Source organism: Roseateles amylovorans (assembly GCF_025398155.2).
Taxonomy (GTDB): domain Bacteria; phylum Pseudomonadota; class Gammaproteobacteria; order Burkholderiales; family Burkholderiaceae_C; genus Roseateles; species Roseateles amylovorans.
Map to the genome: position 1 here is coordinate 2,826,249 of NZ_CP104562.2, position 25,278 is coordinate 2,851,526.

Sequence of the window (25,278 nt, forward strand, 5' to 3'; positions counted from 1 at the left end):
CGGAGCGCGTGATGGGGATGGTCTTCACTGCTTTTGCGACATCAGTCATCGATGCGAGCGCAGTCGAAAACGTGATTTTTCGACGGGCGGCATGGGTCTTGCGTCTAGGTCGATTCGGAACGGTCCAGGCCGTTCATGGATCACCCGCCGATCGCCGATCGGCAGTGATCGCATTACCTACCAGACAGGAGTGGCAACAGTGGGAGCAATGGAACTACGGCACGAGCACAGGCAGTCGCAGACGCTGTCGCCGCGCCTGCAGCACGCTGTCCGGCTGCTGCAGATGTCCTCATTGGACTTTTCGACCATGGTCACCGACATGCTGGGGCGCAACCCCTTCCTCGAAGTGACCGAGGGTCAGGACGACGGCGGTTCGCTGGAATCGGAGATGGCGGTCGCCGCCCAACCGGTGATGGCGGATTCCCCGGAACCCCTGCCCGATGACCGCGAGATCTGGCGCGCCGAAAGCTCCGGCTCGCTGCGCCGGGCGGAAGACGGCGAACTCAGCGCCTTGGAGATGACTGCGGCGCAGACTTCGCTGCGGGAACATCTGCGCAGTCAGCTGAATGTGCTGCGGCTGTCGTCGCGGGATCTGCTGCTGGCCTCGGTGATCGCCGAATCGGTCGATGACGACGGCTATCTGCGCAGTTCGCTGGAAGAGCTGGCCGCCGTGGTGCAGATGCATCCGCCGGTCGAGATCGGCGAAATGCAGATTGCGCTCAAGCGGGTGCAGGCACTGGACCCGCTCGGCGTGGGCGCACGCAATGTGGCCGAGTGCCTGCTTCTGCAACTGCCCAAGATCGACTGCATGCGCAGCCGGTCGTTGGCGGAGCGCATCATCACCCAGCATTTGAATCTGCTGGCCTCGCGTGACATTCCCGGCTTGGCGCAACTGCTCGACATCACCGTGGCCGAGGCGGAAACGGTCTGCCTGAAGCTGCGTCGTTTCGACCCACGGCCGGGCTGGCGTTACGAGACCTCGCAGGCGGCCTACATCGTGCCGGACGTGCTGACGACCAAGGTGCGCGGCCAATGGCGGGTGCAGCTCAATCCGGCGGTCATTCCGAAGGTGCGGATGAACCAGGTCTATGCCGAGCTGTTCCAGCGTCATCGCAACCAGGGACATGCAGAGATGGCCAATCATCTGCAGGAAGCCCGCTGGACGATGCGCAACATCGAACAGCGCTTCTCCACCATCCTGGACGTGGCCGATGCCATCGTGAAGCGGCAGCGCCACTTCCTGGAGTTCGGTGCGATGGCCATGAAGCCGCTCGGCCTCAAGGAAATCGCCGACGAGGTGGGCATCCATGAATCCACGGTGTCGCGGGTCACGAACAACAAGTTCCTGGCCACGCCGACCGGCGTCTACGAGCTGAAGTATTTCTTCTCCCGCGCCATCGTGAGCAGCAACGGCAGCGCCTGCTCGGGCACCGCGATCCGCGGCCTGATCAAGGACATCATCGAGGCCGAAAAGCCCGAGACCCCGCTGTCCGACGCCGAGATCACCCGCCAACTGGCCCGCCAGGGTCTGGTGGTGGCGCGGCGCACGGTGACCAAGTACCGCCAGATGCTGCGCATCGAAGCAGTGGATCGGCGCCGACAGCACAGCTGAACAACGAAGAGGCGGAACAGCCGAGGAGACAACGCGGGGCCCGATGGGCCCCGTCGTCATTTTCGGACCGCGCAGAGTCAGTGATCGGCGGTCATCGGCGGTCCCTGGCGGTCAGCGGCGGACCGGCGTCCGGTCGGTGCGCTCGGTGGGCGAGTCCTTGGCGGTCGATTCCGGCACCAGCCCCTCACGGCGCTGTGCATCCAGGCCCGGCGTGGCGCGCATGTCGGTGTCGACCTGGCCCTGGCGAAGGTCCTCATGGGCCTGTCCCATCTGGTCGCGCTGCTCGGCGCCTGCTGCGCCGGTGCCCATGGCGCCGGTGGAATCGGCACCGGTGGATTGGTCGCGCTCATGCGGCAGCTGCACATCGTTCCCGCCGATGTGGGCACCGCCCAGCGGTTCCACGCCTTGGGCCAGCGGGGCTTGGGACAGCAACTGATCCACCTTGGCATGCAGTGCGGGGTCGACGGCGCGCCCAGGGGCGTCGGCATCCGGGCGATGGGTGGTCGGGGAGGGGGTCTTGGTGGTCATGGCAATCTCTTTGCGTGATGGATCGGTCGGTCCATGGCGGCGGTGGGCCTGTCGGGCTCGGTCGGCGCCTGGTGATGTCTTGCCTCGGCAAACCGGCCGCCCACCCTGTGCGGCGCAGGGCGCGGTCGCGGGCCTGCGATCCGCGCCCCCGGTCGGCGTCAGTGCTGGCGCAGCTTGGCCAGCCAGTTGTCCACCGAGCTGCGGTAACCCGGCTCGTTCAGGTCGGGCCATTGCTTGCGGTCAAAGGCCTGCTGGGCATCGAGGTCGTTGCGGGTGAGGGTCAGCACCAGATCGTTCTTCTTGTCGTCGGGCACTTTCAGCGCCTTCATCGGCAGGGCCAGCAGCTTGTCATTCAGGCTCCAGGCACGGTCGAACTCCAGCACGACATAACGCACGTGGGCGGTGCGCAGGGACACGACCAGGTCCTCGACGCGGCCGGCATCCTTGCCGTTCTGGTCGTCCACGTTCTTGCCCAGCAGATCGCTCGCGCGCAGCAGGCGCGCATTCGGGCGCGCCGGGATCTTGCCGGTGGCACCGAAGTAGCGTTCCAGCTCCATGGCGTAGTCGGGCTGGGCCCAGTTGGGCCAGTTGCGTTTCTCGAAGCCGGGTGCGCTGCGCAGTCGCTCCTTGGTCACGTCCAGCACCAGGTCTTCATTGGCGCCCTGGTATTGGAAGGCCGTCAGCGGGAAGGCGAACAGCTTGTCGCCCACGCCCATCGCGCCGCCGAAGGACAGGATCGCGTAATGGATCGCGTCGTTGTTGACGTCCAGGATCAGGTCCCGGATCTCGCCCAGTTTCTGGTGCTGCGGATTGCGCACTTCCTTGCCGATCAGCTTGCTCGCCCGCGCGTCACGAGTGACCGAGGCCTGCGGCGGGGCGGCGGTGGGTGTGTCAGGCGCGGCGGTCTGTGCTTGTGCGTGTGCCGGCGCCATCACGGCCAGGCACGCGCCCATCAGCAGCGTGGCGGCGGTGGCGGGCAGCCGGCGGCCGATCGATGTGAAACGAAGCGATGTCTTCATGAAATCTCCTGGCGTCGGTAACGGGATGACGCGATACCGGCGATCGGCAACGTCCATGCCTGTTGGTGGCGCAGGTTGGAACGTCCCTTGCCGCCCAGCGCCGCATGGACACATGGCGAGAACAACTCACGACACTGCCGCTGGACCTCATGTTGTGGGGCCAGTTGTTGCTGGGCGCGCTGATCATCGTGCTGGGCGCCCTGGTGCTGCACCGGCTGCTTCGTCCGCTGGCGCTGCGGCTGGCACGCTTTTCGGTGCTGCTGACCGCGGTGGTCAAACGCATCGATCGACCGACCCGTTGGGCGATGCCGCTCATCGGATTGCTGATCGCGGCGCAGGGCATTCCGGAGACGGTGCCGGGCAATGCGGGCCTGCAGCATCTGCTGGGCGTGCTGACCATCCTGGCGGTGGCCTGGGTGGGCATGTCCGCGATTCGCGGCGCGGCGGCCGGCATCGCGGCCCTGCATCCGGCGGATGTCGAGGACAACCTCAACGCGCGCCGCATCCAGACCCAGACCAAGGTGCTGTCGCGCATCGCCAGCAGCGCGGTGCTGCTGGCGGCGCTGGCCTTCGTGCTGATGACGTTTCCCAAGGCGCGCCAACTCGGCACCAGCCTGCTGGCCTCCGCCGGCATCGCGGGGCTGGTGATCGGTCTGGCCGCCAAGTCGGTGTTCGGCAACCTGCTCGCCGGCCTGCAGATCGCCATGGCTCAGCCGATCCGGCTGGATGATGTGCTGATCATCGAAGGCGAGTGGGGTCGTGTGGAGGAGATCACGGCCACCTACGTGGTGCTGAAGATCTGGGACGAGCGGCGGTTGATCATTCCGCTGCAGTGGTTCATCGAGCACCCGTTCCAGAACTGGACCCGCACCAGCAGCAGCATTCTGGGCTCGGTGATGCTGTGGGTGGACTACACGCTGCCGGTGGCACAGATCCGGCAGCAGGCGCAGGCGATGTGCAAGGCCTCCGCCCACTGGGATGGGCGAGTCTGCGGGGTGCAGGTGGTGGAAGCCACCGAGCGCACCATGCAGCTTCGCATCCTGGTCAGCGCGCGAGACTCCGGCAAGGCGTTCGACCTGCGATGCGAATTGCGAGAGGGGCTGATTGCCTTCATCCAGAAGGAGTTCCCGCAGTCATTGCCGCGCCTGCGAGGACTGGTGGAGGCCGGGGCGGCGCCCACGGCGCCGGCGGTCTCACCGTCGTTGCCACCGTCGCCGGCGCCTTGAGCGCGTCGCGGCTCACTGCCGGTCGTCGGTGAATGAGGCAGATCGGCGTCGCTGCACCGGCCCCTGCTTGGACAGAACCGATTGGCGAGGACACGCCTACTGACGCGCCAATGATGGCCGGCGCCTGTCCGGCCGTCGCCCCCATCGTTCAGAGGATGTCTTCATGCCCAATCTCAGTTCCTGCTTTCCCCTCGGCTCCTGGTGTCTCAGCGCGCAGGAGACGCCGGACCCGACGCCCCTGCGGCAACCCAGTGTCCGCGGCGGCGAGGCGGCATCAGGTGCGCAGGCCGCGCACGGGCGAGCAGGGCAAGCACCAGGCGGGAGCCAATGGGCTTCGGGTGCTCCGCCCGATACGAGCGTGCCGGCTCGCTATCCGTTTACTCGCTTGAACTCCCAAGAACCCTCCACGGATCTGCAGATGGGCGCAGCCGGGACCGCTGAGCGGCCCTCGACGCAGGAGGTCAAGAAGAAGCTGGCGACGATCTTGAGCCGGATCGACAAACTGCCTCAACCCTCCCACCTGTCTTCGACACTCTCGAACGAGTGTCGCCGGCTGAACGACTCGCCGCCATCGCGTCGCACCGGGACCGAAACCTGGCTCGCCAATGTCCAGATCTTGCAGTCCCAGGTGGCGTATGCGCACATGGTGCTGAACGCGTTGAATCGCACCGAGGAAATGCGGTGTCAGCTGTCGGCTCGCGCGAAGGGCTTTCCCCAGGGCACACTCCGCGACGCGGGCCATCGACGCGAGGGCAGTGCCAGTGGCCTGTTGAAGCAAGCGCATGATGCCTTTGGCCGCGGTCACCTGGAGTATGCCGCCGGGTTGGCCGATGTGGCCGAGAAGGCCACCTCGGGTGGACTTCTGATGCTCGAGGGGTCATCGACTCAGTGGCCGGATCCGGAGCAGCAGATTCGGAGGAGCCACACCCTGAAGGGCCTCTTCCACGACTTCAAGACCCGAGAGACCGGGTTGCTCGCCTCACGCGAGGGGCGGCTTGGCGTCGAACAATTCGAGGCGTCAGTGATCCGCTTCGAGACGGCTGAAAGCCATTCGGAGGCTGAGAGTGCGCTGATTGACATGGGCAATGCACTGGAGCTCGTCCAACGGCGCCGCTTGATACTTCCACCGACATACGTTTCACCGGAGCTCGTCCAACTCGGCGAGTTAGATCTTCCACCGCCCTACGATTGGGCGATGGGCGAGGGTCGCGCCAACTGACCACGACGACGCGAACTGACGGTGTTCTTCCTCACGCCCAGCGAGGCCATGTGGCGCGCCATGGACGTCCTCCGCGTCCAGGACCCGCAGCCTGACGTCCCAGCGCCTGCGGCCACCCCGCCGGTGCACAACCCTGGCTGCAAGCTGGCGCAGGCGGGCCCCGCTGTGCAGGGCGCCGGGCCGGCGTTGACCGGACCGTCTCGTCTTGCTGAGCGTCGCCCGACCCTCGAGGCGTTCGATATCGACCCGACCTTGCGAGACCGTCTGGATGGGCGGTCGCTGCCCGGCATGCCGAACGGTCCGGGGTCCGGCGCGGGAAGGTCGTCACCGACCGGGTTGATGCCCGTGTCCAGCCGTTATCTGCGCGACGAGTTGCAGAAGATCGAATCGCGTCTGCGCCGGTTGCCCACCGGCACGCCGTATGGCGCGGAACTGCGGCAACGCTGCCAACGGCTGCAACATTGCGCTCGGGAACCGATGGTGACCGCCGAGGTCATGGCGGAGGCGAAGCGGCTGACTGAGGAGCTGGCCACCAGCACCGGTGTCGTGCTGCTGGCGCTGGAGAAGGCTGAGCGGACCGACCTGAGGCGCCTGGACAGTTTCATTGAAAGCTGTGATGCCAGGGTTCGTGAGGCCTTGCAGCCGCGCGCCGACAAGGCCCATGCCCTCCATGACGAAGCGAGACGTTGCTTCGGCAAAGGCATGATGGAGTCGTCGATGCGGACGACGGAACAGGTCCGTGGACTGTGTGCCGCGACCCTTCAGCTCATGGTCAACGACCGTGCGTGGGAAGAGGTGGTCAACCAGTGCAAGCTGCATCAGGAACTGCGGGCGGGCATGTCGCAGCTGCGTCAATCCGGTGGGGTGGCGTTGGGCCGACTGGCGGAGCGATTCGACAGATTCGAAGCAGAGTTCGAGTACGCCCTCAACAGCGACCAGATGCGCTGCGCCCTCTACGAAATGGACGAGTTGGTGCGGACAGCCAGGCAACTGAACCGATCGACCGACGCGCCGGACCTTCCCCGGAACGGCCAGGCGCGACGCCCGTCGCCGCGTGCCCCGGCCGCGCCGCAGCCCCCGACTCCGCATTGACGTCCGGGTTGACGCCCGAGTTGACGCCCGGGTTGACGGCAGCGTTCACGACCCAGTTGGCGCCCGAGTTGGCGCCCGAGTTGGCGCCGGCGCGATGCGGATGCGGGCTCGCCGATCCTGGCGCCGGCGTCACGCCGCGCGGTCCTCTTCCACTGGACGTGTCGGACCGGGCGACTCAGTCGCCCAGGGCCTGCCGCATCACCCGCAAGGCTTCGTCCATCTCCGCCTGCTCCTGCAGGAAGAAGCCGGCGTGGCTGTGGTCCAGCCGCGGGCCCACCCGGGCGGTCACCCAGCCAGGGGCCGCGCGCCGGAAGGCCGGCTCGTCGTTGGTGTCGTCGCCGGCATAGAACGCCGCCGAGGTGCCGTACCGGGCACACAGCCGGGCCAGTGCATCGCCCTTGTCCGGCGCGCCGGCCACCAGCACATTCACGACCCGCTTGCCGGGCTCGGTGATCACGCCGGCCGGCAAGTCGCTCAGCAGCTCGTCGATCGCGGCGCGCGCCTCGACCGGATTCGCCGCCAGGCGATAGTGGATGGCGATGGAGGCGCCCTTGTCCTCGATGCTGGCCCCCACGCGGCTGAGCAGCGGCTCGAAGCGATCGGCGCGCTCGCGAAACGGCTTGAGGGTCAGGACCACGCCGGGATCCGGTCCGTCGAACTCATCCTCCGCCCCGTGGTTGCCGACGATGTGGGTGGGGGCGAAGCCGAGCCGATGCCGGACATCCAGCACCTGCCGACCGGTGATCACCGCCACCGGCACCCGCCGAGCCAGATGCTCCAGCTGCCGGGCCACCTCCACCGGCACCCGGGCCTCGTCCGGGTGCATCACGATCGGGGCAAGGGTCCCGTCGAAGTCGAACGCCAGCAGCGGCTGCTGCTGCATCAGTTGGGTCAGGGCTTGCGTCCCGTCGCGTCCCAAAAGGTGTCGGACCGGCATCACGGGATCATCGCCTCCGCGCCCTCGCGGGAGCGCCGTTGCACACGCCGGGTGATGCGTTCGCGCAGCCGCCATTGGCCCGCGTCGGCCAGCATGCGGCCGGCCCAGCGGTAGACGTTGAACTCCCGCACCGTCATGCGCAGGCTGGCCATGCGTTCACGCTGCTCCTGCGGGGGCATGGTGGCAGCGCGGTGCAGGGCGTCGGTCGTTTCCTCGACATGGTAGGGATTGATCACCAGCGCTTCCGGCAGCTCGCGGGCGGCGCCGGCGAAACGGCTGAGGATGAGCACGCCCTGTTCATCGTCGCGGGCGGCGATGAACTCCTTGCAGACGAGGTTCATGCCGTCATGCAGGCTGGTCACCACGCACATGTCGGCGGCGCGGTAGAGCGCCATCAACGCGGCATGGTCGTGATGTTCCGCCAGCAGATGCACCGGCTTGTAGCCGCTCTGGCCGAAGCGCAGGTTGATGCGCTCCGTCACCCGCTGGATCCGATCCTGGAATTCACGGTATTCATCCAGCGCGCTGCGGGTCGGTGCCGCGACCTGAACGATCACGAAGCGGCCTTGCCATTCGGGGTGCTTTTCCAGCAGGCGTTCCACCGCATGCAGCCGTTCCAGGATGCCCTTGGTGTAGTCGAACCGGTCCACGCCCACCGCCAGCATGGTGTCCGGCGCCAGGCCCAGTCGCGCGAAGACGGCTTCGCGGGCCGCGGCCGGGGTCGGCCATTGGGCCCGCTCGTCGTCGGTGGGCCAGGCAATCGAAATCGGATAGCTCTGCACCAGCGTCGGTTCGCCCTGATAGCTGATGGTGGAGTGCTCGTGCTCGATGCGGGCCTCCAGGTAGCGGTCGACCGTTTCGGTGAAGTTCTTGCAATGGAACCGGGTGTGGAAGCCCAGGATGGTGCTGCCCAGCATGCCCTGCAGCAATTCGCGCCGCCAAGGGCAGATGCCGAAGGACTCCGGGTTGGGCCATGGGATGTGCCAGAAGGTGATGATGGTGGCCTTGGGCAGCTTCTCCCGCACCATCGCCGGCAGCAGGGCGAAGTGATAGTCCTGCACCAGCACGACCGGATCGTCGCTGCGGGCTTCGGCGACCACCGCATCGGCGAATCGCTGGTTCACGGCACGGTATTGCGCCCAGTCCGATTCCCGGAACACCGGCCGCACATGGGCCACGTGACACAACGGCCACAGGCCTTCGTTGGCGAAGCCCTGGTAGTAGCCTTCCTCTTCTTCGGCGGTCAGCCAGATGCGGCGCAGCACATAGTCCTGGGTGTCCGGCGGCACGGCCACCCGGTCGTTGGCATCCACCACCTCCTGGTCGGCATTGCCGCTGCCATGGGCGATCCAGGTGCCGGAGCAGGCCCGCATCACCGGCTCCACGGCCGTCACCAAGCCACTGGCCGGACGACTCACGCTGATGCCGTCGGGCCCGCGCAGGTGGATGTAGGGCTCGCGGTTCGACACCACGATCACCTGGTCGCCCCGCAGCTCGGTGCGCAGCAGGCCGCGCAGGCGCTCCGGATCCCATGGTGTGAGCGGGCCGTGCTCGCGGTAGAAGTTGTCCTCCAGCTCCCGCAGATGGCGGCGGATCTCCACCTCCAGCGGCTGGAGTTCGGGCGGGGCACTGTCGGGCGCCGGGCCGCCGCCGTTTTGCAGCAGCGGCCGCACCAGACCTTCGCCCCGCATGATGGCCCGCATGCCCGAGACCCAGCCGCGCCAGCTGATCTGCGCCACGATCATCGTGATGCCGGCGATCGCCAGTCCCAGGATGGTGATGAAGATGATCATGTAGCGCCGCGTGTCCACGCTGCGCCGGTCGGGCAGGCTCAGGTCGTGCAGCAGCACCAGGCGATCGGAATCAGCCTGCTGCGGACTGACCGGGAACACGCCGATGTGCACCGCCCCGCTGGCCAGGTCCAGGCGCGGGTCCTTCTGACCCGCCACGTCACGCGCTTCCTTGCAGCTCAGCGTGTCCGGGAAACCTTTGGTGCTGAGCACCTGGCGGTCGTCGGCGCTGCAGAAGGCAATGCCCACCAGGCGCTCGTCCAGTACCCCGCGTTCCAGCAGGGCGCGCAGGCGCTCGCGCTTGGCGCCCGGTTCGATGTCGGAAATGGCCAAGGAGAGCGTCTTGGCCACCATGGCGCCGCGTGCACTCAGGTCGCGCGAGAACCAGCGCAGCGTCATCTGGTCCAGCAGCGGCAGCGCCAGCAAGGCGGCCACGGTCAACGTGGCCAGCAGCGGCACCAGGAAGCGAATCTGCAGATGCAGTGATTTCATGCGCGGCCCCCAAAGCGACGGGGCGTTGGCCCGGCCTCGTCCTGCGCCGCATCGCGCTGCAGATGCAGCAGTCGATCGTGCAGCGCCGAAGCGCGAGCCTTCAGCGTGGCCAAGCCGCTGTCCGACGCCCAGGCGCCCACGGGGCGGGGCGCGCCGAGGTGCTGGCCGACCGCATCGAGCGCGTCACCGAATTCACCGTACCGGTCGTCATTGGCGTCGCGATCGGTGCCGACGCGGCGGGGTGCATCGTCCACCCATTGATCGCGGGCTTCATCGTCATCGTCGTCACACGCCGGCCGCGAATGCCGCAGGGCGAGCAGGCCGCCGACCGCCAGTCCAGCCGCAAAGCCGCCGTAGAGGGTCCACGGCCGTGGCGACGAGGCCGGCTTGTCCGCACCCGGCGTGAGCCGACGCGGCCCCACCACCCGATCAATGCCTGCCGCCACGGCGGCCAGCAGCAGCGCATCGGTGCAGGCATCCAGTCGGCCGGGCCGACGGCGGAGGGCGCGCATGCGGTCATACAGCGCGCCCCACATCACCGACGTGGCGGTGTGCATAGCCAAGGTGGCGGCGCGGGAACTCAGCGGGGGCTTGCCCACGCGCAATTCGGCCATGCCCACCTGGTGGGCGAGGTCGGTCCGGCTGCTGCGCAACACCGCCAGTCCGGAGAACAGACTGGCCAACACACCGTCGGCAAGCACCCGGCGCAAGGCCGGCAGCAGCAAAGCATTCAATGGCGACTCCTGTGACAGAGAAAATCAACTACCCGCCACCGTTGGCAATTGCCGTGCCGACCTGTTCTTCAGGCGCGCGTGATGCGAACGGCCAAGGCCCGTCACGCTCCTGCGAAAAGGCGGAAATTCAAGTTCTCCAGCACAGGCGAGCGCCGCACGGCGGGCGCCAGCCGCCGATGTACCCGTCTCGAGCGACACGACCGACGGAAGGGGCCGGCCGCGGCTGCCTTACTGAATCGCCATCGGCGTCGGCATGACCGGCGGTTCGCGCACGGGCACCGGGTTCTCCGGCAACGGGGGATCAATCACCTCGGGCGGGCCGGGTTCGGGCTCGGTGGGCGGGCCGTGCGGCGGAGGCGGCACGCTGGGCACCTCGTCGGGATGCGGAGGTGAGGGCGGAATGCTGTGTGCGCGGCTGGGACGCGCGTCCGATCGTGGCGGGGGCAGGTGAGCGATCCACGACAGGGCCGTCGATACGGCGCTCATGGCCGCCGAACAGCGGGGGGCAGGGTGCTCGATCATGGGAATCCTCATGGGCCAGGTCGCCGGATGACGCGCCATTGACGCATCATTCCTGCGACAGCGCCGATGTCGCCGCGACAGTGCGGCGTTGCATGAATGGCGCCTTTGCGGCAAGGTCACTGCAATTGGCGCGCCCGCTTGGCATTCGATCGCGGGGAGGTCGGCCCGCATGGCCGCGGGGATGGGTCGGGAAGCGGGTTGGGAAACGTGTCGGAAAACGAGTCGGAAAACGAGACGAAAAACGAGACGGAACACGTGTCGGAAGAGGAGGCCGCCGAACGGGCGGCATCCGGATTGCCTCGATCGGTTCAAGGAGATCCATCACATGAACGACAAGGCTTTCGAGACCCCGTGGCAGGTGTTCTGGTGCGCCGATGTGGCGAATCAGCGTCTGCTGCATGTGAGTGCCTCGGTCGAGGCGCTGCTGGGCCTGCGTGCGCAAGCATTGCTGGACGATCCGCTGCAGTGGAATCATGCGGTCCTGCCGGCGGATGCCGCCGCAGTACCGCGGCCCTTCTTCTCCGAGGATCTGCCCCATGGCGACGGGCATCTGCGTGAATACCGCATGCTGGGTGCCGACCTCCATCTCTATCAGGTCCGCGACCGGAGATTCCGCCGCTGGGATGCCGAGAGCGCGCGCTTCCAGTGCTTCGGTGTCGTGGAAGCGGTGCGCGAACTCCGACCTGATGCGGATGCCGAGATCGAGCCGTCCTGGGAATACCTGTGGGCCACACCGAGCGTCACGCCCACGCCCACGCCCACCGCCACTTCGCCTCTGCTTCCGGTCTCGACGCTGAGGGCGGCAGCGCCGGCGCCGCGACCGAAGGAGGAGCGGCCCGCGGCTCCCAGCCCGGCACCGACCCCCGGCCCGGCGTCACCGGCACCGGACCGTTTGCCGCATGAGCATGGCGACGATCCGGGCGTGCATCCGGACGGCCCCAAGCGCTATCACGACGATCACGCCGCCCCGGCGCGCATGCAGCATCGAGCCCTCGGGATCGGGGAAGGAGCCGCAGCATGAGTCATGCATTTCTGCAAGGCGATGTTCGGGCCGACCTGGCCGCGCGCGACGAAGTGGTGGCGCTGCTGGTCGACGACCACCAGCGGGCGCTGCATGCGTTTCACCAGTTCGACCGGCTGTGGGCTCAGCAGGATGTCCAGGCCTGCGAGGTGCTGGTGCGGCGCACCTGCGCGCTGATCCGGCTTCATGCGACGCTGGAAGAAGAGCTGTTCTATCCGGCGGTGCGCCGTTGCCCAGCCACCGGGCCGACGGAACACCGACTGATTCATGAAGCGGAGGTGGAGCAACTGGTGGTGCGCATCCTCCTTTCCCAGCTGCGCCGCATGACCGCGCAGGATCCGCAGTTCGTGCCGCTGGTGGGCGTCCTGGGCCGTTATGTCGAGCACCATGTGAAGGATGTGGAGCAGGGACTGCTGCCGCAACTCACGCATTCGTCCGGCATGGATTGGTCGTCGCTGTCCACCGCCTGGCGCCGTCGGCGGGCTGAGCTGGAGCAGCAGTGGAGTGATGAGCTGAAGGCCATGACGTCCAACGTGCCGCCGGGCGGCGCGGAGACTCGATGAGTGCGTTGATGGGATGACCGGACGACCGGTTGACCGCAACGGCGACCGCGACCGCAACAACAACCACAACAGCGATCGGAACCTCACGAACGTCGAGCGCCTCGGGCGTGGCACGCCCAGGTTTCATGCAGGCATGGCTGCCCGAACGGCCCCTCAGCCGCATCGGCCTCATCAGCCGCGTCAGACCCATCGGGCCCTTCCGAGGTGGCCCATCAGACCCTCGCGGTCCTGACGGCGTACTACCTCAGCCAGGCGGCCCATTGCGTGGACACGGTGCGTGGTCATGCGGCCGATCAACTGCGTGAGGACATCGCCACCCTCCGCCAGGGTCTGGTGGACGGCTCGCCGCAGGAAGGCTCGCCGCTGCATCATTCGGCCCGTTGGCTGCTTCAGCGGGCGCGTTTCGATCCCGACTGCCATCCCGACATGTGGCGTCGCTACTCCGCCTTGCAAGCGGAGATTGCTCAGGCGGGACAACGGTTCCAGCGCACCGACGCCCCGTAGGACATGGCATCGGACGCGGACGTGGACGAAGGCGCGTCGCCCGCGGTCTGGACCCTCATCGACCGCGCCGAACGGACCGCGCAGCAGGCCCGGGGGCGGGTGGGCGTTCAGGCGTTGGGACGGCTGCAGAGCTGGGTCGAGGCAATGGGCGCGGCCCGTGTGTCGCTGGCCAGGCTGGACCGCATGGACATGGCGCTGCGGGCGACCGAGGCCGACGCCCAGCACCAGGACCAGCACCAGGACCAGCACCCGCACAACGTCGCCGCCAGCGCCCGCCGAGGCCGCCACCGAAGCCGCGCACGGGACGGCCTGACGCGAGTCGGTTGCCTGTCGGCCGATCGTCCAGCGGTTCGGTCGGAGGCGCTGCGGTGGCGGCCGGCCATTGGCTCGCCCAATGAGGCCGGCCGGGCCACCCCATGCGGACATCGCCGCATGAGGTGGCCCGGCCGGGCCGTCTTTCATGGCTGGGGTGTCGGCCTCAGCGCTGCGGCGGATCCATCTCCCGCTCGAAGCGGCGATGACCGGCCAGGCTGGTCAGGAAGGCGGTCACCGTGGCCAGATCGGTGCCGTCTTCCGGCGTGGCGGGCGGATCCATGAAGAACAGGGCCGGATCGCCGTCGGCCTCATCCACTGACCCTGGCGCACCCACTGCCGCCAGCAAGGCGCTGTCATGCCCCAGCACCAGCAGCGGCTTGCAGTGCAGATACTGGTCCTGCACGAAGGCCACCGCCTGGGCGGAGCGCGACAGATGCGGCGCATCGTCGGTTTCCTCGGGCAGCACCACCGCATCCCACAGCGCGCCCGGCGCGGTCTCCAGCGTGATCTCGACCGGGATCACATCGCCCTCGGCCGTGCTCACATCGCCGAGTCGGTGGCCGATGTAACGCGGCACGCCGCCGGCCGACAGCACCGCCTCATGCACCTCGCGCACCCGCGCGCCGTCGATGCCCTCATGCACCAGCAAGGCCACGCGGCGCCCCCACAGTCCGCCATCGCCGGGACGGTCGAGCAAGGACAGCGAGTCCGAGCGCGTCACCTCCGGCGGTTGCACGGCGCCCGCCACCGGGGCGCCCACGCCGCTGTCTCCCAACAGGTCCGGCAGCGGGGCGGGCAGGTCCATGCCCAGGTCGTCCGCCAGGCGTGTGGCCAGTGTCTCGTCCACATGCCGGAGCATGGCCAGCACGCGTTGGCGGATGGCCGGCGTCTGGACACGGGTCAGCTCGAAACGGAAGGCGCCCACGATGTGGTCCTGCTCCGCCTCGCTCTGGCTCTGCCAGAACAGCGTGGCCTGGGCATAGTGCTCGGCAAAGCGCTCCGGCTTGCCTCGCAGGGCCTCACCCTGGATCGCCTTGGGGTAGGACACAAAGCCCGACTTGCCGGCCTGGAACGGACAGCCCCCCGCCAGCGAGTTCGGCTCATAGGCGACACGGCCGCGCGGAATGGCCTGGCGGTGCAGGCCGTCACGCTGGTTGTTGTGGACCTGCGCGATCGGCGCGTTGATGGGGATCTCGTGGAAGTTGGCGCCGCCCAGTCGGGTGATCTGGGTGTCCAGGTAGGAGTGGATGCGGCCCGCCAGCAGCGGATCGTTGCTGAAGTCGATGCCGGGAATGATGTGGGCGGTGCAGAAGGCCACCTGCTCGGTCTCGGCGAAGAAGTTGTCCGGGTTGCGGGTCAGCACCATGCGGCCCACCGGACGAATCGGCACCAGTTCCTCCGGCACGATCTTGGTCGGATCGAGGATGTCGAAGGACCATTGTTCCGATTGTTCCTCGGTGAAGACCTGCAGGCCCAGCTCCCATTCCGGATACTGGCCGGCTTCGATCGCCTCCCAGAGATCGCGGCGATGGAAGTCGGGATCCGCGCCGGCCAGCTTCACCGCTTCGTCCCACACCAGCGAATGGGTGCCGGCGCGTGGCGTCCAGTGGAACTTCACGAAATGGGCTTCGCCCTGCGCATTCACCAGCCGGAAGGTGTGCACGCCGAAGCCCTGCATCATCCGGTAGCTGCGCGGAATGGCGCGGTCGGACATCACCCACATCAGCATGTGGGTGGATTCCGGCATCAGCGAGACGAAGTCCCAGAAGGTGTCGTGCGCGCTGGCGGCCTGCGGCATGCCGTTGTGCGGCTCGGGCTTGACCGCATGGATCAGGTCCGGGAACTTCATCGCATCCTGGATGAAGAACACCGGCATGTTGTTGCCCACCAGGTCCCAGTTGCCTTGCTCGGTGTAGAACTTCACCGCAAAGCCGCGCACATCGCGGGCGGTGTCGGCCGAACCGCGCTCGCCGGCCACGGTGGAGAAGCGCACGAAGACCGGCGTGCGCTTGCCGGCGGCTTCGAACGGTGCGGCGATGGTGAGGTCATCCAACGCGCCATACGACTCGAAGTAGCCATGCGCCGCCGAGCCGCGGGCATGCACCACGCGTTCGGGAATGCGCTCATGGTCGAAGTGGGTGATCTTCTCCCGCAGGATGAAGTCTTCCATCAACGTCGGACCGCGCAGCCCGGCCTTCAACGAATTCTGGTTGTCGCCGACGGGCACACCCTGATTGGTCGTCAGCACCCGGCCGGTCGAATCCACCCGCACCCGATCCAGCGAATCGTTGGTCGGGTTCTCACCCGCTTCGGGGATGCCGTCGCCGACCTTGTCGGAGGCAAAGTCCTCGCTCAGCGTGCTGGCGCCGACCTCCTCATCCGGGGCGTCGACCGGCACGCCGGCCTGCGGATGCACGGCGTTGTCGCGACCATGCTCGGCCGCCTTCAGCGGATTGGAGGGCGTGCCGCGCGCCAAGGTGTCGGTGCCGGCCATCTTGCGGACCAGGCGCACCTGCGCTTCGGTGGCGCCCTCAGGCGCGGTCACCTCGCCCTGGGCCGGGCCGGCGACGGTGCTCAGCGCGGAGCCGATGCCGTCGCCCAGCACGGACGACGCGCCGGGCTTGGCGGTGGCGACGCTAGCGCCAGGTGCCTTGGCCGCCTTGGCACTGGGCGCGGTCTTGCCGGCCTTCGCGCCATTCGAAGGCGCCTCGGTGGCGGGGGCGGTCTTTCCTGTCTTCGCGGTCTTGGGCGCTGCAGCAGCGCCTGCTGTCTTGGCCGATGTGCCGGTCGGGGCGGGAGCATCGGATTTGCGGTTGGCCATGTCGTGTCCTCGGTGTGTGGGGGTGTGCGGTGCAAGATCGTCCGCGGCTGTGCGGGCATGGGTCGATCTTGTTCGGCAACCCGCATGCCTCGGGGGCATCGGAATCGCACGCCATCGAGGCCGGATGCTCGGCATGCGGGTTGCCGATCTTCGGCATTCCATTCAAATCAGGAGGACCACCATGACCAGCCAGTACGGCAAGAAGGCGCAGCAGGCCGTCGCGCAGGCGTTGCACGAGGAAAAGCGTGGCCAGCTCAAGAGCGGGAAGGACGGCAAGACGGTGACCAGCCGCAAGCAGGCGGTGGCGATCGGCTTGTCCAAGGCGCGAGAGGCCGGTGCCAAGGTGCCGGCGAAGCGCGCCGACACCGGTCATTGAATTCCCCTGAATCCCCTGAATCCCAAGGAACGCCCATGAGCGAACTCGCCCAGAACCGCCCCTCCGCCACCGGCACCGATCCGCTGACACCGACCCATCCCCAGGCCGAGCAGCCAGCGATCTCCGGCGGATCGCGCCTGTCCCAGTTGGTTGCCGGACAGCGGATCGCGATGCTGGCCACCGTGCTGGCGGACGGCTCGATCGACAGCAAGCCGATGACGCTGCTGGAACTCGATGCTGACGGCGCCCTGTGGTTCTTCTGCGAGCATCACCCGGACGACGACGCAGCGCATGAGCGCTATCGACGCGTCAACCTGAGCTTCAGTGATGAGGTGCGCTCGGTGTATGTCTCCATCGCCGGCCGCGGCGAGCTGCTGCACGACAAGGCACGGCTGCGCGAACTGTGGACCCAGCAGGCCCGTCCGTTCTTTCCCGAAGGGCCGGAGTCCGAGCGGCTGGCCGCGCTCAAGGTGACGCCGGATCGCAGCGAGTACTGGGAATCGTCGAACAGCCTGTTGGTGCGTGGCGCCGCCCTGAGCGTCGGCGGTTGACTGGAGCGACACCGGCGCCAGGCGCACGGCGGCAGCGGCCACACCGCACCCGCCGCTGCCCTGACATCTGACCCCTCGGTGGAGGGCGTGATCAGGGATGGCGATCCCGCCCGCAAATACAAAAGGCCCCGGTGTTTGCCGGGGCCTCGTTGTGTTTGCAGCGCGTGTTGGCGCGCTCGGTGTCGACGCGTGACCTCGAGCTCAGCGCGAAGCTGCGTCTGCGGGCGGCGGTGTGGTGGCGGGCACGGTGGTGCCGGACGCCGGATCCGTTGAGCTGCCCGATCCGGTGACCCGCCAGATCACATTGCCGACGTCGTCGGCCACCAGCAAGGCGCCTTGCTTGTCGAGCGCCACGCCGACGGGACGCCCCATGGCTTCGCCCTTCCCATTGAGGAAGCCGGTCAGCACATCCATCGGCAGTCCGCTCGGCTTGGCACCGACGAAGGGCACGAAGACCACCTTGTAGCCCGACGGTTCCTTACGGTTCCAGGAGCCATGCTGGCCGATGAACATGCCGTGCGCATAGGTCTGCGACAGCCGATTGCCGTCCGAGGCGGTCAGGCCCAGCGAGGCGGTGTGCGCACCGACGGCATAGTCGGGCACCAGGGCGGTGTCCACCAGATCGGGCCGCGGCGGCTTGACCCGCACATCGACATGCTTGCCGTAATAGCTGTAGGGCCAGCCGTAGAAACCGCCGTCCTGCACCGAGGTGATGTAGTCGGGGACCAGGTCGTCGCCGAGTTCATCGCGTTCATTGACCGCCACCCACAGCGCCTTGCTGGTCGGCTCCCAAGTCATGCCGACCGGATTGCGCAGCCCGCTGGCGAAGACGCGGGTCGCGCCGGTCTTGACGTCGATCTCCAGGATCGCGGCACGGCGCTGTTCCGCGGCCATGCCGTTCTCGGCCACGTTGCTGTTGGAGCCGATGCCGGCGTAGAGCTTGCTGCCATCCGCGCTGGCGATCAGGCTCTTGGTCCAATGGTGGTTGATGGTGCCGCCGGGCAGGTCGGCCAGCTTGGTGGGCGAGCCCGCCAGTCGCGTCTGGCCCTCGTTGTAGGGGAAGCGCACCACCGCATCGGTGTTGGCCACGTAGAACTGGTTGCCGATCAGGGCCATGCCGAAGGGCGAGTTCAGGCCCTCGGCAAAGACGAAGCGTTGATCGGCCACGCCGTCGCCGTTGGTGTCGCGCAGCAGCGTGATGCGGTTGGCGCTCTTCACCGTCGCCCCGGCGCGCTTCTGGAATTGCTTGGCGACCCAGGCCTTCGGGCCCTTGCCGTCGTCTGGGCGCACCGGTGCATTGGTTTCAGCCACCAGCACGTCGCCATTGGGCAGCACATAGATCCAACGCGGGTGATCCAGCTTCTCCGCGAAGCGCACCACGCTCAGGCCAGCGGCCGGTTGCGGCTGAACGCCAGTGGGCCAGCCGATGGCCTTGGCCACGTTGATCGTGGGCACCAGCGCCTTGGCGGGCTCCGGCAAGGCGGGATTGGGTCCGAAGCCCGGCGGCGTGGCCGGCTGCGCCTCCAGGGCGCGGGCGACATTCATGCCGATGTCGCCGATCAGCACCACGGCCAGGGTCAGCGTCATCGCACCGATCAAGGTGAGGCTGGGCTGACGACGGGCGCCTCGGGCACGGCGTGCGCGACGATCGGCGCGGGGTTCGGACGGGGCGGTCGGACCGCTCTGCTTGGCCATTCCGGTCTCCTGAAAAAAGCAGGGGTGAAGGTGATTCGCAACTTCCATGGCAAGCGAGATGCCTGGCATGGCGTGGGGCTGATGCGGTCATCGCTTTCAGGTGCAGGGCGATACCATTCGCGCGCCTCGGGACCGTGGTGGACCGGTCCAGGGCCAGCAATGCCGGATTGATTTGGAAGGACACAGATGACGAAGCGCCCGTTGGGCCCAGGCTGCCAGACTGGTGGCCGCGAAGAGGAACATGCCCGCGCGAAGCGGCCGCGCGCTGAGCGGGCGCGGCAGATGGCCACGGCCCGGAGCTCGGTCCTGCACGATGCAGGCGCGACGCGTATCACGTCGGAGCGATCGCGTGCTTTCGCCCGCATGCGAGCGCCCTGGGCCACGGGGACCGTGGTGTCGATTTCGTCGTTGCGCGTCGGGCGCACGGTGACCGCATCCGCCGCCGCATGGGCCTTGGCTTGTGCTGCCGCAGCCGTGCCCGCTCGCGCGCAAGATGGCCAGCAACAGCAACAGCAACAGCAACAGCAGCAGGTAGATGCCGCTCCGCAGGCCGGCGTCACGCTCCCGGTGGTCGTGGTGTCCGGCAGTGTGTCCGAGCGCGCGCTGGCCAATGCACCGTATGCGGTGTCGGTGGTGGAGTCGCAAACGCTGCGGGAGGCGGGGCCGATGATCAACCTGTCCGAAGCGCTGACGCGGGTGCCCGGCATTACCGCCAACCACCGCCAGAACTATGCCCAGGACCTGCAGCTGTCGTCGCGTGGCTTCGGCGCTCGCGCCGCTTTCGGTGTGCGCGGATTGCGGCTCTACACCGATGGGATTCCGGCGACCATGCCCGATGGGCAGGGTCAGGTCACGCATTTCGATTTGGCGTCGGCACAACGCATCGAGGTGCTGCGGGGACCGTTCTCCGCGCTGTATGGCAACAGCTCGGGTGGCGTGATCGCGCTGGTCAGCGCACCAGTGAAGGCGCCACAGCTCGGCCTGGATCTGGACGCCGGCAGCGCCGGCCTGCGACAAGCGCGGCTGACGGCCGGCACGCCCTTCGGACAGGGATGGGAGGCGCAGGCCAGCGTCTCAGGTCTGGAGGTGGATGGGTTTCGACCGCAGAGCGAGGCCCGGCGCACGCTGGTCAATGGACGATTGGGCTGGCAGGGCACGCGCGATCGCGTGTTGCTGCTGTTCAGCGACATCGACCAGCGTGCCCAGGATCCGCTGGGGCTGACGGCCGCCCAGTTCGCGGCCGATCCAGACCAGACGACGCCGCAGGCCCTGCAGTTCAATACCCGCAAGAACGCCAGCCAGACGCAGCTCGGAGGGCGATGGGTGCATCAGTTCGATGGCCTGGGGCCCTTGGTCGACAGTGGCCTGACCGCCTATGTCGGTCGCCGGTCGGTGACGCAGTGGCAGTCGATCACCACCGGCGCGCAGGCGGCGCCGGGCAGTGGCGGCGGGGTGGTGGACTTCGATCGGCGGCAGGACGGGATCGATGCGCGACTGCGCTGGCGCCTGGGCGACGCGACGCTGGCCACCGGGCTGAATCTGGAGCGGCAACGCGACGACCGGCAGGGCTACGAGAACTTCATCGGCATCGGGGCGTCTCAGCAGCTTGGCGTCACCGGCGCGCTGCGTCGGGATGAGGACAATCGGGCGACCACCCGCGAGGCCTATGCGCAGCTGGAAATGGCGGTGAGCGAAGCGGTGTCCGCCAGTGCCGGCGTGCGCGCCGGGCAGGTGCGCATGAGCGCGCGGGATCGGTACCTGGCCAACGGCGACGACTCGGGCGCACTGCGCTTCAGCTATGCGAACCCCGCCTTGGGGCTGGGCTGGCGGCTGTCGCCGGCGCTGTTGCTGCATACGTCGATCGGCCGCGGTTTTGAATCGCCCACGCTCAATGAGCTGGCCTACCGCGCCGACGGGCTGGGGGGCTTCAACACCGCGCTCAAGCCCCAGAAGAGCCTTCAGCAGGAGCTGGGCCTCAAATGGCGACGCGGCACCCTGGCGCTGGACGCCACCGCCTTCCATGTCACCACCCGCGACGAGATCGGGGTGCTCACCAACAGCGGAGGCCGGTCCAGCTTTCAGAACGTGGGCCGCACCCGGCGCAGCGGGGCGGAGCTGTCGGCCGCCTGGCAGCCGGCGCCGGCCTGGCGCACCCAGTGGGCGGTGTCCACCCTCAAGGCCCGTTACCGCGATGCCTTCCTCACCTGCACCGGCACACCCTGTGCGGCAGCGAATGTGCCGGTGGCGTCGGGCAACCGGATCGCGGGCACGCAGGGCGGCAGTGCTTTTGCGGAACTGGCCTGGAAGCCGGCGTGGGCGAGCGACACCGAAGGCGCCATGGAGTGGCGCGGCGTGAAACGCACCGCAGTCAACGACATCAACAGCGAATGGGCGGCCGGCTATGGCCTGGTGAATCTCCGGCTGAGCCAGGCTTGGCGAGTGGGCCATGGCCAGTGGTCGCTGACGGCCCGGATCGACAATCTGGCGGATCGCCGCTACGTCGGCAGCGTGATCGTCAACGACGGCAATGGCCGCTTCTACGAACCCGCGCCGGGACGCTCGTTCTGGCTGGGCTTGAAGTTCGAGATGAAACCGGGCGCCTGAAGCGCCCGGTTGGAACCGCGCCCGGGCCCCCGGTACACGCGGCGACTGCCGGCGTGATCGGGGACGGGCGGGCCGTAGGTGACAGCGGGTGAGCTAGATGGTCATCTCGTTGGGCGTGCCGACGACCGCCAACAGCGCAACGATCGGCTTGTAGTGTTCGGCCTGCTGTTCGATGTGGGTGGCCAGGCGTTCACGAAGACGCTGCACCGCCTGCTGCTCGGTGGCGTTCTCCGGCAGGCCCAGTGTCTTGCGGAACAGCGGGGCGTCATCGCCCAGACCCTTCAGGATGGCGCGATAGAAGCAGTCGCCATCGGTGGCCACCTCCACCGGCTCGCCGCGGAGCAGGGGCGTGTAGTGCTCTCGCTGGGGATCGCGCAACAGTTGCACCGGTTCCGCCTGACTGCCCTGCGGGTAACGAATCAGTTCGCTGCGGTCGCCTGCATTCAGGAATTGCAGCGACCGGTTGGCCGGCCAGCCCGGCAGGTTGGTGATGGCCAGCGGCGCCAGTTCCCCGCCCAGGTTCGCCCAGCTGCCCATCTCGCGGATATAGGTGGCGGCGGCCTTGACCAGCACGCTGTTGCTGCGCTCGACGTCGATGGTCGGCGCAGTGCTCGATGGCGCAGAGCGACCGACGCGCGGCGGTGTGGACGTGCGGACGGTGGTGGACGACGCTGAAGGGCGGCCCGCAGCGCCTTCGGAGGGCGGCAACGAGAACCGAACGGAGGGCTTCGACGACGGTCGCTGTGACGGTCGCTGTGACGGTCGCTGTGACGGGCGCTGTGACGGGCGCAGTGACTGACGCGAGAACGGCGGCAGTGGTGGTGCATCCGACGGCTCCGATGACGGCCCCGATGAAGAGGTCGGCCGGGGAGGTTGGGGTGGCGCACCGGTCGGACGGGGTCGCTGAGCCTTCGGCAACACCTGGGCGTACACCGGATCGGAGTCTCGTGCCGAGGACTGGAGGGGGGCCGCCTTCTCCTTGCGGCGCCCCATCACGGGCGACGAGATCTCCGCGTAGTCACTGGTGGGCAGCGACGAGGGCGGACTGTCGATCCCGGAATCCTGCCTGGAAAGCGGAGCCGAGCTGGACGATGAGGCCGAGCGCCGGCTGCCGGGGACTTCGTCCTCGCCGAAGAGTTCATTCCAGGCCTCAAGATCCACTTCCGGAATGCCCGAGCCGTTCGGTCGAGAGGAAGCGGCGCGTGCCTGCGCCGACGACGGCGGGGGGAGCTCGCCTGGCTGCGGGGTCGCGTCGGATTCCGACCGTTTCAACGGCTCGAAGTGGGCCAGCCGCTGCACGATGCCGGCGGGCAGGCGGTTGCCGAAGGGTCGATGCCCAGCGACAGCCGGTCGGTCCGACCCCGATGCGGCCTCGAAGTCGGTGGGGGGGGCGACCTGTCTCGCCCGCAGACTGACATCGCCCCGCTTGGCCAACACATCCTTGGCGGGTGGGGCATGCTCGGCCAGCGAGGCCATGGTCGCCTGTGGCTGCTTGGCCAGGTGCGTCTGCAGCGCGCGGATCTGGCCGCAGGTGTGCGCGATGGCCTCGTCGCTGATCAGCTCACGCCAGGGCGGCTGGTTCACTGTCGCGTCGGCCGAGCGGTCGAGCGTGGACGCCAGCGTCCTCAGCCAGTCGTCGCGGTGCCGGGTCAACTGGGCTTGCAGGGCTTCGGGATCGATCTTGAGGAAGGCCTTGCGCAGTTGGCTGTCGATCGGCTTGCTGGCGGCGGGCAGCGCCTTGCCGTCCAGGTCCCTGCACAGGGCGGCGGCCGGGTTCGGATTGTTGGGGCCGGTGCCGGGTTCAGGGAAGGCGGTCTGTCCGCCCTTGGCACGACATTGCCCAGACGGGTCCACCTCCAACTGGTCCCAGGACAACTGGGTGCTTCCCATGGCGAGATGCCCCAGCATGGCCCGCTGCAGTTCCCTTGCGGGCACGGTGCCCAGTTCCTGGTTCCAGCGGGCGAGGGTTCGCTCCATGCCGATGTGATCCGTCAGTCCCGCGCGCCGCCGGTCGGCCAGCGCGCGCGTATCGAAACAACGGCCATTGATGCCTTCGATCAGCGCGCCGGGCTGGTCGTCCATCCGGGAGAAGGCCACTGCCGGAAAACCGAAATCCAACCCGGTCTGCTGGCGGACGGTCTCGTTGGCGCTGTGGCACAGGGCCTGGCGCAACAGCTTGTTCACCGGCGGCACATCGGCGTGCGACGCCCCGGTCGGGAATGGCTTGAAGATGGCGGCAACGCCCCCGTCGGCCTGGTGGATGAGCCGCATGCCGTCGCCGCATTGGGCCTTGCTCTCCCCGAATTCGCGCGCCATCGCCTTCGCAAACGACGTCATGGGCGCCTGGCTGGAGGAGGGTGTCGCGCTGTAGCGCTGCGGATGGGCTTCATGGATGCCGTGCTGAATCAGATGACGCAGATCGTTGAGCATCCGATGCGCCGTGGAGGCGCGCGCGCGGCTGACCTCTTGCGACGCATTCAGCAGATGGCCGGACGGCGTGTCCAGCCGCTTGCGTCGCTCGGGCGTGAGGTAGCGCACCAATTGATGCTGCAGCGATCTCGCCTGTTCCCAGAACCGTTCCTGAGGGGCGGAGTGAAGCGCCTTGGCCGCATCCAGGATCGGTTGGAAGCTGCCGGTGGAATTCTTGCGAAACAGGGGCAGACCTTTGCGCTTGGACAACAGCGCCTGGATCTTCTCCAGCTTGGCGGGTGAGAAGTTCTCGTCAAAGCTGGACGCGCCGGGCGCGGCGTAGCTCAGCGGGCCGTCCGTGGCGATCTGAGGTACACCGGCGCGATGCTTGGCCAGCATGTCGGCGATGAAGCGGTTTTGAGGGCCGCTGAGCTGGGGGCGGGGAAGTCCGGTTGGCGCGCCGGCGCCGGCCCGGTCCTTGAGCGGCAGATCCGGCGATGCCGAATGACCCGATGAAGCGGCGTGATGAAGAGTTCTCATGGGCGGACGTGGGTGGAGGGGACAAGGTGGGCGAGGGTGTCGTCCAACGCCTGGGTCAAGGGTTGGCGCAGGCTGCAGTGCAGAAAGCCGTTGTGTTCCAGCTCATCCAGCAACTCGTCGTCCAGGGCTTCCTGATAGCAAGCGATGGTGGCGAGTGCCTCGCTCAGGCGACGTTGCGGCGACAGCGGCGGCACGGCGGGATCGCCCCCTTCGAGCAGTCGCAACAACACCGCGTCGCGGGTGGGAAGGCGGTCGGTGAGGGATGACAACGCCGTCTGGATCTCGTCGGCATCCGGTTCGCCGTTGCAGCGTGCCATGACCGTTCGGGTCAGTTCCTCCAGCGCCTGGGTGATCTGGTGTTGGCCGCGCTGCCAGGTCGCCAGGGCCTCAAGCCATCGCGGCGTCGACGGCGGTGTGGTGAGCGCCGCCGCCGTCCTGGACGCGGCGGGCCGGCGGCGGGCGCCGACGTCATCGTGCGGAGGACGTGGCGCTGAGGCAGCGGGTGGGGTGTCATCGAGGGCGACGTCATCAAGCCGGTCGCGCCAGGGGGTGTCTGCCAAGCGGGCGGCAACGCCGGGCTGCGGCAGCGGCGGGCGCGCATCCGGCGATGCGGCGGCCGCGGCATGGTCGTGGGGATGGGTGGACAAGGCCATGAACTCCTGCGGGCGGTGGAAGCCCCTTGGTGGTGTCACATGGATAAAGGGTTTG

The 25,278-nt window shown here is 68.0% G+C and carries 19 protein-coding genes; 10 read left to right on the top strand and 9 right to left on the bottom strand.

What is annotated here, in order from left to right:
- The first annotated feature begins 208 nt into the window (after positions 1 to 208).
- Positions 209 to 1,612, top strand: a complete 1,404-nt coding sequence (rpoN, locus tag N4261_RS11960; protein ID WP_261760357.1) for an RNA polymerase factor sigma-54 — start codon at positions 209 to 211, stop codon at positions 1,610 to 1,612.
- A gap of 111 nt (positions 1,613 to 1,723) precedes the next feature.
- Here rpoN and N4261_RS11965 read toward each other — a convergent pair whose 3' ends face one another.
- Together N4261_RS11965 and N4261_RS11970 are read right to left on the bottom strand one after the other, a co-directional pair.
- Positions 1,724 to 2,140, bottom strand: coding sequence for a hypothetical protein (locus tag N4261_RS11965; protein ID WP_261760358.1), 417 nt, complete (start codon positions 2,138 to 2,140; stop codon positions 1,724 to 1,726).
- A 158-nt stretch (positions 2,141 to 2,298) separates the two neighbouring features.
- Positions 2,299 to 3,159, bottom strand: coding sequence for a PRC-barrel domain-containing protein (locus N4261_RS11970; protein WP_261760359.1), 861 nt, complete (start codon positions 3,157 to 3,159; stop codon positions 2,299 to 2,301).
- 104 nt (positions 3,160 to 3,263) lie between these two features.
- Here N4261_RS11970 and N4261_RS11975 point away from each other — a divergent pair, with 104 nt between their 5' ends.
- The 3 genes from N4261_RS11975 to N4261_RS11985 all read left to right on the top strand — a co-directional run bounded on the left by N4261_RS11975 (position 3,264) and on the right by N4261_RS11985 (position 6,696).
- Complete coding sequence (locus tag N4261_RS11975) at positions 3,264 to 4,385, top strand: mechanosensitive ion channel family protein (RefSeq protein ID WP_261760360.1); 1,122 nt, start codon at positions 3,264 to 3,266, stop codon at positions 4,383 to 4,385.
- Between the two features lie 385 nt (positions 4,386 to 4,770).
- Complete coding sequence (locus N4261_RS11980; RefSeq protein WP_261760361.1) at positions 4,771 to 5,604, top strand: hypothetical protein; 834 nt, start codon at positions 4,771 to 4,773, stop codon at positions 5,602 to 5,604.
- 60 nt (positions 5,605 to 5,664) lie between these two features.
- Entirely contained in the window at positions 5,665 to 6,696 is a 1,032-nt protein-coding gene (locus tag N4261_RS11985; RefSeq protein ID WP_261760362.1) for a hypothetical protein, read from the top strand.
- A gap of 175 nt (positions 6,697 to 6,871) precedes the next feature.
- On the opposite strand, the gene otsB is transcribed toward N4261_RS11985, so the two are convergent.
- The 3 genes from otsB to N4261_RS12000 are packed head-to-tail and all read right to left on the bottom strand — an operon-like array spanning position 6,872 to position 10,649.
- Entirely contained in the window at positions 6,872 to 7,633 is a 762-nt protein-coding gene (gene otsB / locus N4261_RS11990; RefSeq protein ID WP_261760363.1) for a trehalose-phosphatase, read from the bottom strand.
- Positions 7,633 to 9,915: an alpha,alpha-trehalose-phosphate synthase (UDP-forming) gene (locus N4261_RS11995; protein ID WP_261760364.1), complete on the bottom strand. Its 2,283-nt coding sequence runs from the start codon at positions 9,913 to 9,915 to the stop codon at positions 7,633 to 7,635. The genes otsB and N4261_RS11995 overlap by 1 nt, the downstream gene beginning before the upstream one ends.
- Positions 9,912 to 10,649, bottom strand: a complete 738-nt coding sequence (locus tag N4261_RS12000) for a hypothetical protein (protein ID WP_261760365.1) — start codon at positions 10,647 to 10,649, stop codon at positions 9,912 to 9,914. Before N4261_RS12000 ends, N4261_RS11995 begins: the two co-directional genes overlap by 4 nt.
- A gap of 847 nt (positions 10,650 to 11,496) precedes the next feature.
- Here N4261_RS12000 and N4261_RS12005 point away from each other — a divergent pair.
- The 3 genes from N4261_RS12005 (at position 11,497) to N4261_RS12015 (ending at position 13,259) form a co-directional block, all read left to right on the top strand.
- The gene (locus N4261_RS12005) at positions 11,497 to 12,192 is read left to right on the top strand and encodes a PAS domain-containing protein (RefSeq protein ID WP_261760366.1); all 696 of its coding nucleotides are present in this window, start codon (positions 11,497 to 11,499) and stop codon (positions 12,190 to 12,192) included.
- Complete coding sequence (locus N4261_RS12010) at positions 12,189 to 12,755, top strand: hemerythrin domain-containing protein (protein ID WP_261760367.1); 567 nt, start codon at positions 12,189 to 12,191, stop codon at positions 12,753 to 12,755. Before N4261_RS12005 ends, N4261_RS12010 begins: the two co-directional genes overlap by 4 nt.
- Before the next feature lie 204 nt (positions 12,756 to 12,959).
- A complete protein-coding gene (locus N4261_RS12015) occupies positions 12,960 to 13,259 on the top strand; it encodes a hypothetical protein (protein WP_261760368.1) in 300 nt (99 codons plus the stop codon).
- Between the two features lie 478 nt (positions 13,260 to 13,737).
- On the opposite strand, the gene N4261_RS12020 is transcribed toward N4261_RS12015, so the two are convergent.
- The gene (locus N4261_RS12020) at positions 13,738 to 16,395 is read right to left on the bottom strand and encodes a catalase (RefSeq protein ID WP_261760369.1); all 2,658 of its coding nucleotides are present in this window, start codon (positions 16,393 to 16,395) and stop codon (positions 13,738 to 13,740) included.
- Between the two features lie 181 nt (positions 16,396 to 16,576).
- Here N4261_RS12020 and N4261_RS12025 point away from each other — a divergent pair, with 181 nt between their 5' ends.
- Both N4261_RS12025 and N4261_RS12030 read left to right on the top strand, forming a co-directional pair.
- The gene (locus tag N4261_RS12025; RefSeq protein WP_261760370.1) at positions 16,577 to 16,771 is read left to right on the top strand and encodes a DUF6496 domain-containing protein; all 195 of its coding nucleotides are present in this window, start codon (positions 16,577 to 16,579) and stop codon (positions 16,769 to 16,771) included.
- A gap of 35 nt (positions 16,772 to 16,806) precedes the next feature.
- A complete protein-coding gene (locus tag N4261_RS12030; RefSeq protein ID WP_261760371.1) occupies positions 16,807 to 17,322 on the top strand; it encodes a pyridoxamine 5'-phosphate oxidase family protein in 516 nt (171 codons plus the stop codon).
- Between the two features lie 201 nt (positions 17,323 to 17,523).
- On the opposite strand, the gene N4261_RS12035 is transcribed toward N4261_RS12030, so the two are convergent.
- Complete coding sequence (locus tag N4261_RS12035) at positions 17,524 to 18,867, bottom strand: PQQ-dependent sugar dehydrogenase (RefSeq protein WP_261760693.1); 1,344 nt, start codon at positions 18,865 to 18,867, stop codon at positions 17,524 to 17,526.
- A gap of 513 nt (positions 18,868 to 19,380) precedes the next feature.
- Here N4261_RS12035 and N4261_RS12040 point away from each other — a divergent pair.
- Complete coding sequence (locus tag N4261_RS12040) at positions 19,381 to 21,621, top strand: TonB-dependent receptor family protein (protein WP_261760372.1); 2,241 nt, start codon at positions 19,381 to 19,383, stop codon at positions 21,619 to 21,621.
- A gap of 93 nt (positions 21,622 to 21,714) precedes the next feature.
- Here the strand turns inward: N4261_RS12040 and N4261_RS12045 are convergent, their stop codons facing one another.
- Together N4261_RS12045 and N4261_RS12050 are read right to left on the bottom strand one after the other, a co-directional pair.
- Complete coding sequence (locus N4261_RS12045) at positions 21,715 to 24,570, bottom strand: OTU domain-containing protein (protein ID WP_261760373.1); 2,856 nt, start codon at positions 24,568 to 24,570, stop codon at positions 21,715 to 21,717.
- Positions 24,567 to 25,223: a hypothetical protein gene (locus tag N4261_RS12050; RefSeq protein ID WP_261760374.1), complete on the bottom strand. Its 657-nt coding sequence runs from the start codon at positions 25,221 to 25,223 to the stop codon at positions 24,567 to 24,569. The genes N4261_RS12045 and N4261_RS12050 overlap by 4 nt, the downstream gene beginning before the upstream one ends.
- Between the last annotated feature and the right edge of the window lie 55 nt (positions 25,224 to 25,278).